Below are 16,097 nucleotides of genomic sequence, written 5' to 3'. Positions count from 1 at the left end.
AGCGCAGCTTGCCTGCCCGTCAAAGGCCCGTGACATGTGCTGACTGCGACAAATCGAACGCCTTGCGCATCACCGTCGGCAGATCGGAAGGGCGGAAGTCCTGCCTTGGGACAAAGCCGCCGCGTTCGGGCTGCACCTTTGGCCCGACGCGGGCCGTCCGGACGGAAAGGATCAGGTGGAAATGGGTAAAGGTGTGGCGCACTTCACCGGCCAGGTCGTGCCAGCAGGCGGTGACCGGCGGCCTACCCGCCGGCCGCTCGGTCGCAATGTCCAGCCAGTCCGAACCGGGCCAGCCCAGCATGCCGCCCAGCAGCCCCTTGTCTGGGCGTGTTTCCAGCAACCACGCCCCATCGGTCCGTTGCGCGAGGTAGAGCGTGCCGTGGCGCACCGGCTTGGGCTTCTTCGGTGTTTTCATCGGCAGCAGCGGGGCGGTGCCCTCGCGCCGCGCCTTGCAGGGATCGCGCCAGGGACAGATCCCGCATGCGGGGGATTTCGGGGTGCAGATCGTGGCCCCCAGATCCATCACCGCCTGCGCGTAATCGCCCGGCCTGTCACGCGGTGTCAGTGCCGCCGCTTTCTTCATCAGCACCGGTTTGGCCCCGGGCAGGGGCGTGTGAATGTCGTAAAGCCGCGCCATCACCCGCTCCACGTTGCCGTCCAGCACGGTCTGGGGCAGATCAAAGGCGATCGACGACACGGCCGCCGCCGTATAGGGGCCGATGCCTGGCAGGGCCAGCAAGGCCGCATGATCGGCGGGAAAGACCCCATCGTTTTGCGCAACCACGGCCCGCGCGCATTTCAGCAGGTTGCGCGCCCGGGCGTAATAACCCAGTCCGGCCCATTCGCCCATCACATCGGCATCCGGTGCTGCGGCCAGCTCTGCCACGGTCGGCCAGCGCGCAACGAAGCGCGCGAAATAGTCCCGCACCGTGGCGACGGTGGTTTGCTGCAGCATGATTTCGCTCAGCCAGATGCGGTAGGGGTCAGGCCGGATGCCCGCCCTGCGCTCTGCCGGGCCGGTGCGCCAGGGCATCTCGCGCGCATGGACGTCATACCATTCCAGCAAGATGTGCGGCAGGTTGCCGGGGGACGGTGTTTCACGCAATGTTTATAGGTCCTCGGCGGTGATGGGGTGGCGCAACGGCATCAGACCGCTATGGTATGCTGCACGTTCGGAGATACAAGCCCATGCCACCGCGCCGCACCGGAACCTATGGTTTCAAACGCACCGACAGCCTTTTGTCCGGCCAGATCCGGAAGGCATCCGAATCGCGCGGCTTCGCGCAGTCGCGGCTGCTGACCCAATGGGTTGAAATTGCCGGCAAGGACATTGCGGAAATCTGCCAGCCCGTCGAGATCAGCTATGGCCGGGGCGGATTGGGCGCGACGCTGACCCTGCTGACAACCGGCTCCCATGCCCCCGTGCTGGAGATGCAGAAAGAGAAACTGCGCGCCAGGGTGAACGCGGTCTACGGATACAACGCCATCGCACGGGTGCGCGTCACCCAGACCGCCGCAACCGGTTTTGCCGAAGGGCAGGTTGCATTCGCCCACCAAAGCCCCGGACCGAAGGCGGCACCAGACCCGGCGCTGCGCGCAAAGGCGACAGCGGCGGCGGGCCAGGTTTCGGACAACGGATTGCGCGAGGCACTTGCGCGTCTGGGTGAGAACATATTGAACAAGAACAACCGCTGAAGAGCTGACAAAGGAATATCACATGCAACGTAGAAATCTGATTCTGGGCGCTGTCGCCGTCGCGGGCCTGGGCGGCTGGGCACTGACACGCACCTCGGCAACCCCCGGTTCGACCGCCATCGTTGGCGCGGCGAATGCCCAGTCGAGCGATGCGGATGTCGATACCTCCACAATCACCGAGATGGTGATGGGCGATGCGGATGCGCCGGTCACGATCATCGAATATGCCTCTTTCACCTGCCCGCATTGCGCGGCTTTCCATCAGGGGCCATTCAAGCAGCTCAAGGCCGACTATATTGACACCGGCAAGGTCAGGTTCATCTACCGCGAAGTCTATTTCGACCGTCCCGGCCTCTGGGCCTCCATGATGGCGCGTTGCGGCGGCGAAGCAAAGTTCTTTGGCATTGCCGATCTGATCTACAAGGGCCAGTCCGACTGGGTCCGCGGCGGCGATCCTGCGACCATTGTTGAAGGGCTGCGCAAGATCGGCCGCCTGGCGGGCATGGACAACGACACGCTGAACGCCTGCCTGCAGGATGCCGACAAGGCGCAGACGCTGGTGGCCTGGGAAACAGAGAACCGCGAAGGCGATGACATCACCTCGACCCCCAGCTTCATCATCAACGGCACCAAGCAGTCGAACATGTCCTATGCCGATTTCAAGACATTGATCGACGCTGAGCTCGGCAGCTGATGCGCGCACCGCTTGCCGGCCTGAAGGTCATCGAACTTGCACGGGTCCTTGCCGGGCCCTGGGCGGGTCAGACATTGTCGGATCTGGGATGCGAAGTGATCAAGGTGGAAAGCCCTGCCGGCGATGACACGCGCCAGTGGGGCCCGCCCTTTGTCACCCGCGATGACGACCAGTCGGCAAGCTATTTCCACTCCACCAACCGGGGCAAGGCATCCGTTACCGTCGATTTCCGGACCGACGCGGGCGTGGCGCAGGTCAAGGCGTTGCTGAAAGATGCCGATATCCTGATCGAGAATTTCAAGACCGGCGGGCTGGCCAAATACGGGCTGGACTATGCCAGTCTCAAGGAAGAATTCCCGCAGCTGATCTATTGTTCGATCACGGGTTTCGGCCATACCGGCCCCTATGCGCACCGGGCGGGCTACGATTTCATCATCCAGGGCATGTCCGGCCTGATGTCGGTCACCGGGGAAGCTGACCGGCAGCCGCAGAAATCGGGCATGGCGATCACCGATATCTTTACCGGCATCTATGCAACCACTGCGATACTGGCCGCCGTGCATCAGCGCAGCCAGACCGGCCGGGGGCAGCATATCGACATGGCGCTGCTGGATTGCGCGGTGGCGATCATGGGCAATCAGGCGATGAATTACCTGACCACCGGCAAACCGCCGGGACGTATGGGCAACGCCCACCCGAACCTGACCCCCTACGAAGTCTTCGAATCCTCAGACGGTCACCTGATCATCGCCACCGGCAACGATGGCCAGTACCAGCGGCTGTGCCGCCTGCTGGGGCTGGATGACATGGCGGAAGCGCCGGACTATGCCAGGAACGCCGACCGTGTGGCCAACCGGCCCGAGATGATCCGCCGCCTGAACGGCGCAACGCGCCTGCGCGCGCGGGACGACCTGCTGGCCGCCTGCGAAGCGAACAATGTGCCGGCAGGGCCGATCAACGACCTGTCCGATGTCATGGCCGACCCGCAGGTGGTTGCGCGCGGCATGCAGATCGAACTGGACGGGGTGCCGGGCCTGCGCTCGCCCTTTACCTTCTCGGATGCCGAACTGGCGTTGCACCGTCCGGCCCCGAAACTGGGCGAGGACAACTGAGGCCCGCCGATCTTTTCAAAAAGATCGGACCGGAATTTTCGAAAATTCCGCCGTGTCATGCAGGGCGGGGCAGCGCATCCAGCGCCTTGAACAGCGCGTTGTCTTCGGCGAATTGCAGGCGGACGGGCAGGGTGATCACCTTGCTGCGGAAGCTGTCCGGCAGCCTGACGGCATCCTTTTCCGTCGTGACCAGCTGCGCGCCCCGTGCGCGGGCATCACTTTCCAGCCGGGTCATCAGTGCCGCGGTCAGCGGCTGGTGATCGTCCAGGGCTTCGGCATGGACCAATGTCGCGCCCAGTGCCCGCAGCGTGGCAAAGAACTTCTCCGGGTGGCCGATCCCGGCAAAGGCAAAGGCAGTGGTATCCGCCCAGTTCATACCGGTCTGCAAGGGGGCAAGGACAGCCTGCACATGCGGCACGGCAGGTGGCAGGTCCGGTGCCGCAAAGCGATCCTGTGCGGCCGCTGTCCCGATGGACAGCAAGATGTCAGCCCGGCCCAGACCGGCCGACGCCGGTTCGCGCAGCGGGCCCGCGGGCAGGCACAGGCCGTTGCCAAATCCTTTTTCCGCATCCACCACCACGATGGCCAGGTCATGATGCAGCGCCGGGTTCTGGAAGCCGTCATCCAGCACGATCACGGTTGCCCCGGCCTTTTGCGCGGCCCTGGCCCCGGCAGCGCGGTCCCGTGCCACCCAGACCTCGGCAAAGGCGGACAGCAGCAACGGTTCGTCCCCGACCTCGGCCGCGCTGTGGCGCGCGGGATCGACCTGCACGGGCCCTTCCAGGGTTCCGCCATAGCCGCGCGACACGATATGAGGTGTGTGAAACAGGTTGCGCAGGTGATCCACCACCGCCATGACCGTTGGGGTCTTGCCGGTGCCGCCCGCGTTGATGTTGCCGACACAGACCACGGGCACTTCCAGCCGTTCGCGCGCGCCCTGCGCCAACCGGCGCGCGGTGGCCAATGCGTAAAGTGCGCCCAGCGGCTGCAACAGCCGTGCGCGCCAGTCGGGCCGGGGAAGATGCCAGAAAGCCGGTGCCCGCATCAATGCGCCCTTACCACATCATCAAGCGCATCCTGCACAAGATCGGTCACCCGATCCATCAGCGCCGCACCCTGGCTGATCACATCCCATCCCGCATGGGCCATGGTTGCGGCCTGATCCGGGGCGATCAGGCGGGAAACGGCAGTGCCGAGCGCATCGGCATCATTGACGATGCGCGCCGCGCCTGCGGCCGCCAGCCTTGTGTAGGATCCCATGAAATGCCGCACCTTGGGACCGTAGAGCACCGAAGACCCCAGCGCCGCCGCGTCAAAGGGGTCACAGCCGCTTTCGCCCTGCACCAGGGAGGAGCCCAGAAAGGAAACCGGTGCGAGCCGGAAGAACAGGCCCCGGTCACCGGGGTCATCGGTCACGAGGACCTGCGTTGCCTCGTCGGGAAACGTGCCGTCGCTCCAGTTCACGGTCACAAAGCCGCGTGCCTGGGAAAGCTCGATCGCCTCGGCGGTTGTTCCAGGCTCTGCCGCCTGCAGGATCAGCAACAACCGGTGCGACAGGCGCATGGCCTGCCGGTGCGCCGAAAGGATCGTGGGAAATTCCCTGGCCTGCAACTGGGTGGCAAACCAGACCGGCCTGCCGCCGATGACCGCAGAGAGTTCCGTCAGATCCGAATCCACGCAGGGCAGGGCCTGACCGCCTGCCAGCAGCGGGGAGGTGATTTCAATCTGCTGGCGCGTCAGCCCGAGTTGCAGCAGCCGTTGCAGCCCTGGTTCCGACCGGGTCAGGACGTAGTCGAACTGTGACAACATTCTGTAGGTCAGATCGGAAAGCCAGCGGTCGCGGCGGCCGTCAAAGCCACGGGTGTCGGCGTCAATCAGGAACATGGCGCACTGCCGGGCGCCGGTTTCCAGCACAAGGTTGGGCCGCAGCGCGCCCCAGACCCAGATGCAGCAATCGGGTTTCCAGTGATCGTGAAACGCCTTGACCGTCGACTGGTGTTCGCCGGGCACAGGCTGGACGATCACGTTGTTGTCTGTTTTGGCCAGCGCGGTAACATCCGCGCCCTCCGGCAGGGTGATCAGCACGTTCAACCTGGTCCGCACCGCGCAAAGCCGCAGGGCAAGGTCCTGCACCGCCAGCAGGTTCCCGGATTCGGCGGCGTGAATCCACACCAGTTCACCGGGGGGCCGCGGCCCGGAGGGCGGGACCACATCCGCCGTCCCGTGCCGGATCATGGCGCGATATGCCGCGAGCCCCAGCGACCGCGCCATGGCCGGTTCAGCCCAGCTCTTCGGTGGGTGAGGCGGGGGCTTCCTCGTCCCGCAGGCGGTGCAGATGCGCGATGAAATAGCGCATATGGGCATTGTCCACCGTGCGTTGTGCCTCGTTCTTCCAGGCGTCGAATGCAGTGGCATAATTGGGGAAAATGCCAACGATATGGATGTCATCGACGTTCTTGAACGCGGTTTCCGTGGGATTGACCAGTTCACCGCCGAAAACGAGGTGCAAGCGTTGTGTCATGGAATTTCCTTTGTCACTTGGGAGTATCCCTGTCGTACCAGAAGAAACGTTTCAGGCAAGTGCAGCGATCAGCGCGGCCTGGGCGGGTGCGCCCCCGGCCACCACCCCGTTCAGCCGGGGATCGGCATTGTTGAAGACCAGCGGCCGGCCCGTCTGATCGGAACAGGTGCCGCCTGCCTCTGTCACGATCAGGGCGCCGGCTGCGATGTCCCATTCCCAGCTGCGGCGCAGGGTGATCATCGCATCGAAACGGCCCTGTCCCACCAGCGCAAGGCGGTAGGCCAGCGAAGGCCGGTAGCTGCGTTTGAAGGTCGGGGCGCTGCGGGATTTCCAGTAGTGGTCCATCAAGGCGGGTTTCGCGGCCAGTACGGTGGTCTGCGACAGGTCGGGCTGATGCGCGGCCCGCAGGTCCTTGCCGTTCAGGGTCGCCCCCTCGCCCTTTGCCGCGGCATAGAGCTTGTCCCGCATCGGCAGGAACACAACTGCCGCGGTGATCACCCCCGCCTCTGCCACAGCCAGCGAATGCGCCCAGGTGTTCGACCCTTCGACAAAGCTGCGGGTGCCGTCGATCGGGTCGATGATGAACACCCTGTCCTTGCCCAGTCTTTCGGCGGTGTCTTCGGTTTCCTCCGACAGCCAGCCGTAATCGGGCCGGGCAAGCCGCAATGTGGTTTGCAGCACATCGTTCACCGCCAGGTCGGCCTCGGTCACGGGGCCCGCATCGCCGGGTTTGTCCCACCGCCGCGCCGTCTTGCCGACAAAGCTGGTGGCGACCCGGCCGGCAATGCGCGCCGCGTCGATCAGAAGGGGCAGATCACGCGCCGGCAAGGGTCATCCCCGGCACCAGCAATGACGGCACGACCCGGCTCAGGTGCGGACGCCCGTCATTGGCAGGGATCATCGCACGCAGCATGTCCCGCAGGTTGCCCGCGATGGTGCATTCGTTGATCGCATGGGTGATCTCACCGTTCTCGACCCACAGGCCACTGGCCCCGCGCGAATAATCCCCGGTGTTGGGGTTGATCGTCGATCCGATCATCGAGGTGACAAGCAGACCGGTCCCCATCTCGCGGATCAGGTCGTCCCGGCTGACCGCGCCCTGGGTCAGGGCGATATTCCAGGTGGTGGGGGAGGGACCCGAAGAGGTGCCGCGTGCCGCGTTGCCGGTCGGCGCCATGCCCAGTTTGCGCGCCGTGGCCAGATCGAGGGTCCAGCCCATGAGCACGCCGTTCTCGACGATCATGCGGCGCTGTGTCGGCAATCCTTCACCATCGAAGGGGCGCGATCCGCCGACGCGGGGGCGGTGCGGGTCTTCGATCAGCGACAGATGGTCGGGCAGGATGGCCTCGCCCAGCGCATGCCGCAGATAGGACGCACCGCGCGCAATGGCGTTGCCGTTCACAGCACCCAGCAGATGGCCGATCAGGGAGGATGCGACGCGTTCGTCGAACAGGACAGGATAGGTCCCGGTGGGCGGCTTGCGCGCTTCAAGCCGGGCAAGGGCGCGCTGTGCGGCGGTCTGGCCAATGTCGGCGGCATCCCGCAGATCCGATTGGAAAATGCGGTTGTCGCCATCGTAGTCACGTTCCATGCCGCTGCCGCTGCCCGCAATGGCAACACAGGACAGCCCGCGGTTGGTGCGGCCAAAGCCGCCTTCGAAACCGTTTGTCGTGGCCAGAAAGATCTGCTGCCTGCTGTACCCGGCGCTGGCGGATTGCACCTGGCTGACGCCCTTGACGGCAAGTGCCGCGGCTTCGGTCGCGGCGGCATCCTCCTGCAGGGTCTCGGGCGAGGGTTCCTCTGCTGGATCGACCAGTTGCAGGGCTTCGGCGTCCCAATGCTGCGCAAGCTGCTCTGGCTCGGCCAGCCCGGCATAGGGGTCTTCGGGGGCCTCGCGGGCCATGGCAACCGCGCGGACCGCCATTTCCTCCATCGTACGTTCGGAGGCATCCGAGGCCGAAACCGTCGCGGATCGTTTCCCCACAAAAACACGCAGCCCGATGTCGGTGCCTTCTGCCCGCTCGGCCTGTTCCAGCATGCCGCCGCGCACGTCGACAGAGACCGAGGTCGCGCGGACGGCCTTTGCATCTGCCGCATCCGCGCCTGCCTTGCCGGCGGCAAGCAACAGGGATTTGGTCAGCGAATCGAGGGGCTGGGACATGAGGCAGGCTCCAATCGGGGTTGGCGCAGAGGTAATCGCCTATGGCCATAAGGGCAAGAGCAGCGCCCCGATTGGGCGCTCCGGGCAGGGGTATGGCCGGGTTGGCGGCCCTTGTTGTCCATGAATTGAACAAAGCTGCGCTTTCCCCCCGGGCGTCAGATGCCAGGCAAAGCCGACTTTGCGTCACATCGCGGCCCAGGCGCGTGGCGCTATGTCCGAAGGACGCGGCAGGAGACAAGCGGTCAGTCGTGAGAATGCAGAGAATGGCGGGATCGGGTCCAACCTACGTTTTCAGGAATCCTGCTATCTGGGCATTTACTTCATCAGGGGCATCCTCCTGAACGATATGCGACGCATTGGGTATTATGCGATGGATCGCATTGGGCAGCCTGTCAGCCAAAGCATCATTCAACCGCCGAAAAACAACCGGGCTTGAGTTTCCGCTAAGCAACAGGACGGGCATCGTGACACGCGAGAGTGGTACGTTACGCAAATCGGGAAAGCCATGATATAAAACCTGCGCTCTGTCCGGTCCCCGATTGTCCCAGACCTGCTGGTAGCGCTCTTCTGAGAGGCCGTCAAAGGCCCGATCCCCCAAAACGCCCCGGCCAAAATGTGCAATGGCGGCTTTGTCGTCCCCCTTTCGAAATGCCTTTTCCGCTGGCCCAAATGTCCCTGCACCCAGTTTCGCGATCGCAACGGCAAGTTTCGGGTTCGAAAGGAACAGCTTGAGCAATTGCAGCGGCTTTGGCGGGATTTCCAGATGAACGGTTACGCTCGGTGCTTCGATCAGAACCAGGCTTCGACACATCTCGGGGCGTTGCGTCGCCAGGACGAGTGCAATCAGCCCGCCCCACGAATGCGCCACAATATGGGTTGGGGCCGTCCCAAGGTGGTCGATCAGCGCGGCCAGATCGTCCACATGGGTTTGGAACGTATCCGGCTGGTCTGGCGGAATGGGGGCGTTCGGTGCGTGAAACCGGCGACTATAGCAGAGAACCCGGAAATCCCTCGACAATGCGGACATTTGACCGGTCCAGCTTCGGAGGTCCGATACACCACCGTGGACAAGCGTGACAGGGTCGCCGCGACCTTGTTGGAATGTGGCGAGGCTGGTTCCGTTCACCTCGATCATGGTGGTGTCATTGAGGTCAAGCATGCAGGACAATAGCATATGTGCCTGAACTTTCCGAACGGCAACTTCGTCTGCCAGCAGGAACTTGCGCGCCCTGCGTCGAAGGTCCGCTCTCTGTCGGAAATACTTGGCAGTTGGGCCAGGATTGCCTGGCACGGCCTCCTGACAGGATTCAGAAAATTCGCCAGCAAGAGCCAGAATTGCGCGGCATGCGCCGCCCCGGGGCACATAGCAAATAAAAAGAGGCGCGGACAGCGCCGCGCCTCTTCGTCCATGCGATGCGCGCAGCTTACTTGATACGCTGCCCATTGGCCAAGACCTGGCCATCTTCGGTGAATTCGATCTTCGAGCTCAGGGTATCCGGTTCGGTGCCGGGCACTGCAAAGAGGCCCATCATCATCCGCGCGCCCATCGCCTGTTCTTCCGGCAGCATGCCCATCCCGACCAGCTTGTCCAACAGGCCGTTGCCGCCGACAAGCGACAGGTCAACGGCGCCCACAGGCTTCGGCATGCCGGGGAATGTGGTCTGATCCGTGTTGTCGAAGGTCACGTCGCCCTGACCTTCGAGACGCGCACCGGCGGCATCCAACACCAGCGTGTTCACCGTCAGCGCGTTGACCTCGCCCGGAGGGCCCGCAAGGTTTGCCGCGGCTTCCGGATCCATGTAGTTGACCAGCAGCTTGGCCTGACCGCTCAGATCCAGCTCGATGGTTGCCGGGTCACGCGGCAATTGGCCGGTGGGGTCGAAGATGCCCCAGATCATGTCGGACATGACGAAATCGCCCAGCGTGATCCCGAAGGCAAAATCCTGCGGGTCGTCGGATTTGACCACGGGTGCTTGCAGCTTGAAACCGGAACGCGCCATGCTCAGGTCGATCGGGAACGGCAGATCGGCCACCTTGATGTTCATCTTGGTGTCTTTCTGCGACCCGGCATAGGCAATGCCGCCTGGGCCCATTTCAACGCTCAGATCGCCGCCCTGCGAGGATGTGGTGGCGGCGAAATCGCCTTCGGTTTCATCCTGGAAATTGATGTCGGTGTTGCCGGCGCCATAGGTGATGGAGCCCGACATATCAAAGCCCGCCGCGATCATTGCCGCCATATCTGCCGCATTCAGGTTGTCGAGCGGGATCAGCCCACCCCCCTCAAGGGTCAGTTCGGACATGCTGCCGACCATGGCAAGCTGGCCGGTCTGTTCGGGGTTGTGCACAAACAGGTCATAGCTGACGCTGCCGATCTGGCCGGTCTGCTCATAGCTGCGCATGTCGCCGATGGCCATTGTTGTCCGGCTGGTGAAGTCGGTCGCAACGACGTCGATCTTGGCGTTTTCTTCGCCATAGCTTTTGTCATCCACCATCAGCTCGGTCAGCTTCAGGCCGATGGTGCCCGCATCATAGGCATAGGTCATGTTCTCGGGCGTCCCGCTGACCGTCATGCTGTGGTCGGACTGGGTGTAGTCCAGGTTCATGGTAAAGCCGGGGTCGGTATCGGTGCCGGTGGCGGAAATTGTCATGGGCAATCTGTCCGGCATCACGATTGCCACCGATCCATCGCCATTCGCGATGAATTCGAAGGTGCCCATGGTCATGGTGACCGCACCGCCCTCATCGGGCATCGGCATGTCCAGGGTCAGATCGCTGACAGTCAGGTTGCCACCTGCCTCAGTTTCAGAGGCGCTGATGCCGTAGCCCATCCCCTCCATATACTGGCGCCAGTCACCCCAGACCTGTGACGGGGTCAGATCGGCCCAGGCGGCAGAAGACAACAGCATCGCGGGCAACGCGAGGCCAATGGAAGCGGAGTTCAGACGAAACATGGGAAAATCCTTATCGCAAATGTGGCCAGAGCCTCTGACAAAGGGCGCGAAGGGTCAAGTACCGTGCAGGGGTGGACCATCGCATTTCACAGCTTTACCACAGGGCAACGACCCTATGCAAAACATCCCCCGATCAAAGGAGCGATCCAATGGATATGACCGGCAAGACAGTTATGATCACAGGTGCGAGCCGTGGCATTGGCGCCGAAACTGCGCGGGTTTTCGCCCAGGCAGGGGCAAATGTCGTCTTGCTGGCGCGTTCTCAGGACGCGCTGAGCGATCTGGTCGGGGAAATCGGCGACAAGGCGATTGCGATTCCCTGCAACGTGGCGCGCTATGGTGAAATGTCTTCGGCGGTCGCCACCGCCCAAAGCGCATTCGGCAGTCTGGACGTGCTGATCAACAATGCCGGCGTGATCGAGCCGATTTCCCGCCTCGCCGACGCCGATCCTGCCGGTTGGGGTCAGGTGATCGACATCAACCTCAAGGGCGTGTTCAACGGCATCCATGCGGTGCTGCCTGCGATGCGCGAAGCGGGCGGCGGGTCGATCCTGACAATTTCTTCCGGTGCCGCCCATGGCGCGATCGAAGGCTGGAGCCACTATTGCGCCTCCAAGGCGGCGGTCAACATGCTGAACCGCTGCCTGGACAAGGAAGAGGCCGAACATGGCATCCGCGCCATTGGCCTGTCGCCCGGCACTGTCGCCACCCAGATGCAGCGCGAGATCAAGGCCTCCGGCATCAACCCGGTCAGCAAGCTGGCCTGGGAAGATCACATTCCCGCCGACTGGCCCGCACGCTGCCTGTTGTGGATGTGCAGCGCGGAGGCGGACCGGTTCAAGGGAGACGAAATTTCCCTGCGCGACGAGGACATCCGCCGCGCCGTCGGCCTGATATGATCCTTTGCGACCGCGCAGACGGTATCTGGACCGTCACCATCAACCGCCCGGACAAGGCCAATTCGCTGACCCATGCCATGCTCAGCGACCTGGCAGAGGTGATGGAGGCGGCAACAGAGGCAAGGGCGGTGATCCTGACCGGCACGGGCCGCGTTTTCAGCGCCGGTGCCGATCTGGAGGCTGCCCGCGCGGGGCTGGCCACCTCCGATGTCTGGGAACGGCTGTCCGGGGCGGTTGCCTCCCTGCCGGGGCTGACCATCGCGGCGCTGAACGGCACCCTGGCGGGCGGTGCCATGGGCATGGCGCTGGCCTGCGACATCCGCATCGCCGTGCCGGAGGCCAGGTTTTTCTATCCGGTGATGAAGCTGGGGTTCCTGCCGCAGCCGTCCGACCCGCTGCGCATGGCGGCCCTCATCGGCCCTGCGCGCACCAAGCTGATCCTGATGGGCGGGCAAAAGATCACGGCCGAAGAAGCACTGTCCTTTGGCCTGATCGACCGGATCGTCGCGCCTGAGGAACTGCTGGAACATGCCCGCGACCTGAGCGCCGACACGGTTGCCGCCAAGCCCGAGATCGCAGCCGGGATCAAGCAGATGTGCCGCTCAGGCTAAGGACCCCTTTGGTGCGCGCCGCTGCATCCGGACGGACCAATCCGGATGCGGCAGGTTCTGACCCTTTGCAATATCCTTGATCCTTTGCCGCCGTCCGGGCATGAGGATGGCGTATTTGCTTTTTGTTACAAGGGTCCGGTGATGGAGTTCGACCTTTCTGCGCAACCTGAAATCGTGCAGCAGACCTATGGCTATGCCGTGCAGGGCTGGGAACTGGCGCTCAGTTGGTTGCTGAGCCCGGCGGCCTGGTCCCAATTCGCATTGCTTGTGGTCGCATGGCTGCTTGCGGTGCTGATTTCGACGCGGATGAAACCAGCATTGCAGCGGCTGATAGAACCTGACGACAGAGCCGGTGTCTTTGCCACGCCGCGCCGGTTTATCCTGCGCTTTCTGCCGTTGCTCTCTCCGCTGCTGGCCTATGCCCTGACGGGCATCGGGGAAAGCATCGTCAGGTCCCTGTTCGATTCCGGCGCCGTCATCGCCTTTGGCAAGCGGGTGTTCCTCTTCCTGGCCGCGCGGGCGCTGGTCCGCGACATGATCACCGATCCGCTGCTCAAGACCATGGGCCGCTTTATCCTGCTTCCGATCATGGCGATTTATGCCGTGGGGCTGATGGATGTCGTGAACACGGCGCTGACCGAAACCATCGTGGGCGTGGGCAACATCCGCTTTTCGCTGATCACCGTCGTGCGCGGGGTCATCGCCGGGACCTTCCTGTTCTGGCTCGGGCAATGGTCGAACACCCAGACCACGCAGATCATCGCCCAGAAAGAGGAGATGCGCCCGTCGATCCGGCAATTGCTGATCAAGACGGTCGAATTCACCATCTTTGCCGTGGCCTTCCTGCTGCTGATGAACATCATGGGCATCAACCTGGGGGCCCTTGCCGTTCTGGGCGGCGCCATTGGTGTGGGGCTGGGGTTCGGCCTGCAAAAGATCGCGTCGAATTTCATTTCTGGCGTGATCCTGCTGGTCGAGGGGCAGGCGACGGTCGGTGATTTCGTGGAACTCGACGGCGGCGAAGCGGGCACAATCGTCAAGATGATGGCCCGGGCCACGATTCTGGAAACCTTCGATGGCCGCTGGATCGTGGTGCCGAACGAAGATTTCATCACCACTCGTGTGGCGAATTACTCCGATTCCGGGTCGGCCAACCGATACGAGGCAGCATTCTCTGTCAGCTATGACACCGACATCAACAAGGTGCCGGCCCTTGTGGAGGCCGCAGTGGCCACGCATCCGGAGGTGCTTGATGAACCCTATCCGCCCGATTGCGAGCTGCGCGGCTTCGGTGACAGCGGTGTGGATTTCGCGGTGGAGTTCTGGGTCAACGGGCTGGACGACGGGCCGAACAAATACACCTCCGACGTCCTGTTCCTGATCTGGAACGCGCTCAAGGACGCGAAGATCGAGATTCCCTTTCCCCAGCGCGTGGTCGAGATCAAAGGCGGTTTGCCCAAGGCAGAGGCATGAGCCGCGCTGTGGTGATCGGGGCAGGCCCGGCTGGTCTGATGGCGGCAGAGATGCTGGGACGTGCCGGTCTTGCGGTCACGCTCTGCGATGCCAAGCCATCGGTGGGCCGCAAGTTCCTGATGGCCGGCAAATCCGGCCTGAACCTGACAAAGGACGAGCCGTTCACACCCTTCATGGAAGCCTATGCCGAGGCACGAGCCCCATTGTCCCCGATCATCGCGGCATTCGACGCCAGCGCCGTGCAGGCATGGGCGCGCGGGCTGGGCCAGGAGGTGTTCTCCGGATCGACAGGCCGGGTCTTTCCGACGGCGATGAAGGCCTCGCCATTGCTCAGAGCCTGGCTGGAACGCCTTGCCGGGCTTGGCGTGCAGACCCGCACCCGGTGGCACTGGCAGGGCTGGCAGGGCGCGGCACTGGCATTCGACACGCCCGGGGGTGTCGAGACGCTGCAGGCAGATGTGACCGTGCTGGCCCTTGGGGGCGCAAGCTGGCCCCGACTGGGCGCGACCGGCGCATGGGCCGACATATTGCGCGCCCGTGGTGTCGATCTGGCGGGTTTTGCCCCTGCGAATGCCGGCGTGGCGGTGGATTGGTCTGACCACATGGCCAAGCACTTCGGCGCGCCGCTCAAAGGCGGGGCATGGTCCGCCGGCCCCTATCAATCGCGGGGCGAGGCGAGCCTGTCGGCGCGCGGGCTGGAGGGCGGCGGCATCTATTCGGTCTCCCGCGGGGTCCGTGAAGGGCATGATCTGTTGCTTGACCTGTTGCCGGATCTCTCCGTGCCGGAGATCACGACACGCCTGGCAAAGCCGCGTGGCAAGGCCAGCCTGGCCAACCATTTGCGGAAGGTGTTGAAGCTGACACCGGCGCAGATCGCGCTGATACAGGAAATGGCGCGGCCCCTGCCCGATGGCCTGCGGGCCACGGCGCGGGTGTTGAAGGCGCTACCGATAAGCCACGCCGGGCTGCGCCCGATGGCGGAGGCCATCTCGACCGCCGGGGGCGTCCGCTTTGGCGCGCTGAATGACAATCTGATGCTGCGCGCGGTGCCGGGTGTCTTTGTGGCAGGGGAAATGCTGGATTGGGAGGCGCCGACAGGGGGCTATCTGATCAATGCCTGCCTCGCGACCGGGCGCTGGGCCGGGCAGCAGGCCGCAACCTGGGCCGGGGTCTGATCCGGGGTTCTTGCCACCCGACAACAGGTTCTTCCGGTTATCGAGCCGCTTTTCCGCAACGCGATGGAAAAGCACTAACGTTCCGTAAATGAAGACATGTCATTTTTGACATGTCTTCATTTGCAGGTGTGACTGCCGTCTGTGTGAATGTCGAAAGCGTGAATGCACCTTGAGGGGCCGAAGCCTTCCGCATCCGAAACGCCAGATCTTACCCCGCACCCTTTTCCTGCGCGGCCTTGAACGCGGGCCGGTCCCGCATCCGGGCGGCCCAGGCGCCCAGCTTGTCATTCAGACGCGGAAACTTCGCACCGATCGACCAGTTTACGCAGTGACAGGCCAGGATATCCGCATGGGTCATCTGGTCCCCCATCAGGAATGGCCCTTCCAGCCGCTCCGCCAGCACATCGGCCGAGCGCAACAGCTCCGCCTTCAGGCTGTCCTTGATCTCGGGCACCCGGCGGTCTTCGGGAAAAACGAAACTGTGTTTGGCGGCCGCCCAGAGAATCGCGTCGAATTCATCGACCAGCCAGAATGTCATCGCATCCTGCCGCGCCCGGGCAGGGGTGCCTGCCGGGGCCGTCAGCTTGCCATGTTTGTCGCCGAGGTAGGTCATGATCGCCACGGAATCGGTCAGGATCTCATCGCCGTCGACAAAGGCCGGAATCTTGCCCAGCGGATTGTATTTCAACGCTTCTTCGGACCGCGGCCCGGCATCCACCTGTTGGTAGTCTTCGCCCAGTTCCTCCAGCATCCACATCACCCGGAAAGCGCGGGATCTGGTCGCACCAATCACCTTGTACATCGT

General features: G+C 63.6%; 16 protein-coding genes. 7 read left to right on the top strand and 9 right to left on the bottom strand.

What is annotated here, in order from left to right:
- Nucleotides 1–19: 19 nt before the first annotated feature.
- Nucleotides 20–1,105: an A/G-specific adenine glycosylase gene (locus PVW51_RS01435; RefSeq protein WP_274573309.1), complete on the bottom strand. Its 1,086-nt coding sequence runs from the start codon at nt 1,103–1,105 to the stop codon at nt 20–22.
- An 83-nt stretch (nt 1,106–1,188) separates the two neighbouring features.
- Between PVW51_RS01435 and PVW51_RS01430 the strand changes: the two genes are divergently transcribed.
- The 3 genes from PVW51_RS01430 to PVW51_RS01420 are packed head-to-tail and all read left to right on the top strand — an operon-like array spanning nt 1,189 to nt 3,501.
- Nucleotides 1,189–1,695 (top strand): DUF721 domain-containing protein, encoded by a 507-nt coding sequence (locus tag PVW51_RS01430; protein ID WP_114276081.1) that lies wholly within the window; start codon nt 1,189–1,191, stop codon nt 1,693–1,695.
- Between the two features lie 22 nt (nt 1,696–1,717).
- A complete protein-coding gene (locus tag PVW51_RS01425; protein ID WP_269363416.1) occupies nt 1,718–2,389 on the top strand; it encodes a DsbA family protein in 672 nt (223 codons plus the stop codon).
- Nucleotides 2,389–3,501, top strand: coding sequence for a CaiB/BaiF CoA transferase family protein (locus PVW51_RS01420; protein ID WP_274573308.1), 1,113 nt, complete (start codon nt 2,389–2,391; stop codon nt 3,499–3,501). Before PVW51_RS01425 ends, PVW51_RS01420 begins: the two co-directional genes overlap by 1 nt.
- Nucleotides 3,502–3,556: 55 nt before the next feature.
- Here the strand turns inward: PVW51_RS01420 and lpxK are convergent, their stop codons facing one another.
- The 7 genes from lpxK to PVW51_RS01385 form a co-directional block, all read right to left on the bottom strand.
- Nucleotides 3,557–4,546 carry a tetraacyldisaccharide 4'-kinase gene (gene lpxK / locus PVW51_RS01415; protein WP_274573307.1) on the bottom strand — a complete coding sequence of 330 codons (990 nt, stop codon included), beginning with the start codon at nt 4,544–4,546 and terminating at the stop codon, nt 3,557–3,559.
- Nucleotides 4,546–5,772 carry a 3-deoxy-D-manno-octulosonic acid transferase gene (locus tag PVW51_RS01410; RefSeq protein WP_274573306.1) on the bottom strand — a complete coding sequence of 409 codons (1,227 nt, stop codon included), beginning with the start codon at nt 5,770–5,772 and terminating at the stop codon, nt 4,546–4,548. Before PVW51_RS01410 ends, lpxK begins: the two co-directional genes overlap by 1 nt.
- A 7-nt stretch (nt 5,773–5,779) precedes the next feature.
- Complete coding sequence (locus PVW51_RS01405; RefSeq protein ID WP_269363422.1) at nt 5,780–6,022, bottom strand: DUF4170 domain-containing protein; 243 nt, start codon at nt 6,020–6,022, stop codon at nt 5,780–5,782.
- A gap of 51 nt (nt 6,023–6,073) precedes the next feature.
- Nucleotides 6,074–6,850 (bottom strand): 3'(2'),5'-bisphosphate nucleotidase CysQ, encoded by a 777-nt coding sequence (locus PVW51_RS01400; protein ID WP_274573305.1) that lies wholly within the window; start codon nt 6,848–6,850, stop codon nt 6,074–6,076.
- Complete coding sequence (locus tag PVW51_RS01395) at nt 6,837–8,183, bottom strand: TldD/PmbA family protein (RefSeq protein WP_274573304.1); 1,347 nt, start codon at nt 8,181–8,183, stop codon at nt 6,837–6,839. The genes PVW51_RS01400 and PVW51_RS01395 overlap by 14 nt, the downstream gene beginning before the upstream one ends.
- Before the next feature lie 283 nt (nt 8,184–8,466).
- Nucleotides 8,467–9,318 (bottom strand): alpha/beta fold hydrolase, encoded by an 852-nt coding sequence (locus PVW51_RS01390; RefSeq protein WP_274573303.1) that lies wholly within the window; start codon nt 9,316–9,318, stop codon nt 8,467–8,469.
- 289 nt (nt 9,319–9,607) lie between these two features.
- Entirely contained in the window at nt 9,608–11,134 is a 1,527-nt protein-coding gene (locus tag PVW51_RS01385) for a hypothetical protein (protein WP_274573302.1), read from the bottom strand.
- A 149-nt stretch (nt 11,135–11,283) separates the two neighbouring features.
- Between PVW51_RS01385 and PVW51_RS01380 the strand changes: the two genes are divergently transcribed.
- The 4 genes from PVW51_RS01380 (at nt 11,284) to PVW51_RS01365 (ending at nt 15,292) form a co-directional block, all read left to right on the top strand.
- The gene (locus tag PVW51_RS01380) at nt 11,284–12,033 is read left to right on the top strand and encodes an SDR family oxidoreductase (RefSeq protein ID WP_114276090.1); all 750 of its coding nucleotides are present in this window, start codon (nt 11,284–11,286) and stop codon (nt 12,031–12,033) included.
- Nucleotides 12,030–12,644, top strand: a complete 615-nt coding sequence (locus PVW51_RS01375; RefSeq protein WP_274573301.1) for an enoyl-CoA hydratase/isomerase family protein — start codon at nt 12,030–12,032, stop codon at nt 12,642–12,644. The genes PVW51_RS01380 and PVW51_RS01375 overlap by 4 nt, the downstream gene beginning before the upstream one ends.
- A 141-nt stretch (nt 12,645–12,785) precedes the next feature.
- Complete coding sequence (locus PVW51_RS01370; RefSeq protein WP_274573300.1) at nt 12,786–14,117, top strand: mechanosensitive ion channel family protein; 1,332 nt, start codon at nt 12,786–12,788, stop codon at nt 14,115–14,117.
- Nucleotides 14,114–15,292 (top strand): TIGR03862 family flavoprotein, encoded by a 1,179-nt coding sequence (locus tag PVW51_RS01365; RefSeq protein ID WP_274573299.1) that lies wholly within the window; start codon nt 14,114–14,116, stop codon nt 15,290–15,292. The genes PVW51_RS01370 and PVW51_RS01365 overlap by 4 nt, the downstream gene beginning before the upstream one ends.
- Before the next feature lie 208 nt (nt 15,293–15,500).
- Here the strand turns inward: PVW51_RS01365 and PVW51_RS01360 are convergent, their stop codons facing one another.
- Nucleotides 15,501–16,094: a glutathione S-transferase family protein gene (locus tag PVW51_RS01360; protein WP_274573298.1), complete on the bottom strand. Its 594-nt coding sequence runs from the start codon at nt 16,092–16,094 to the stop codon at nt 15,501–15,503.
- Between the last annotated feature and the right edge of the window lie 3 nt (nt 16,095–16,097).

It is taken from the genome of Sulfitobacter sp. PR48 (assembly GCF_028807335.1).
Classification (GTDB): Bacteria; Pseudomonadota; Alphaproteobacteria; order Rhodobacterales; family Rhodobacteraceae; genus Sulfitobacter.
The sequence above is the reverse complement of the archived record's forward strand: the minus strand, read 5'-3'. Positions and strand labels throughout refer to the sequence as shown.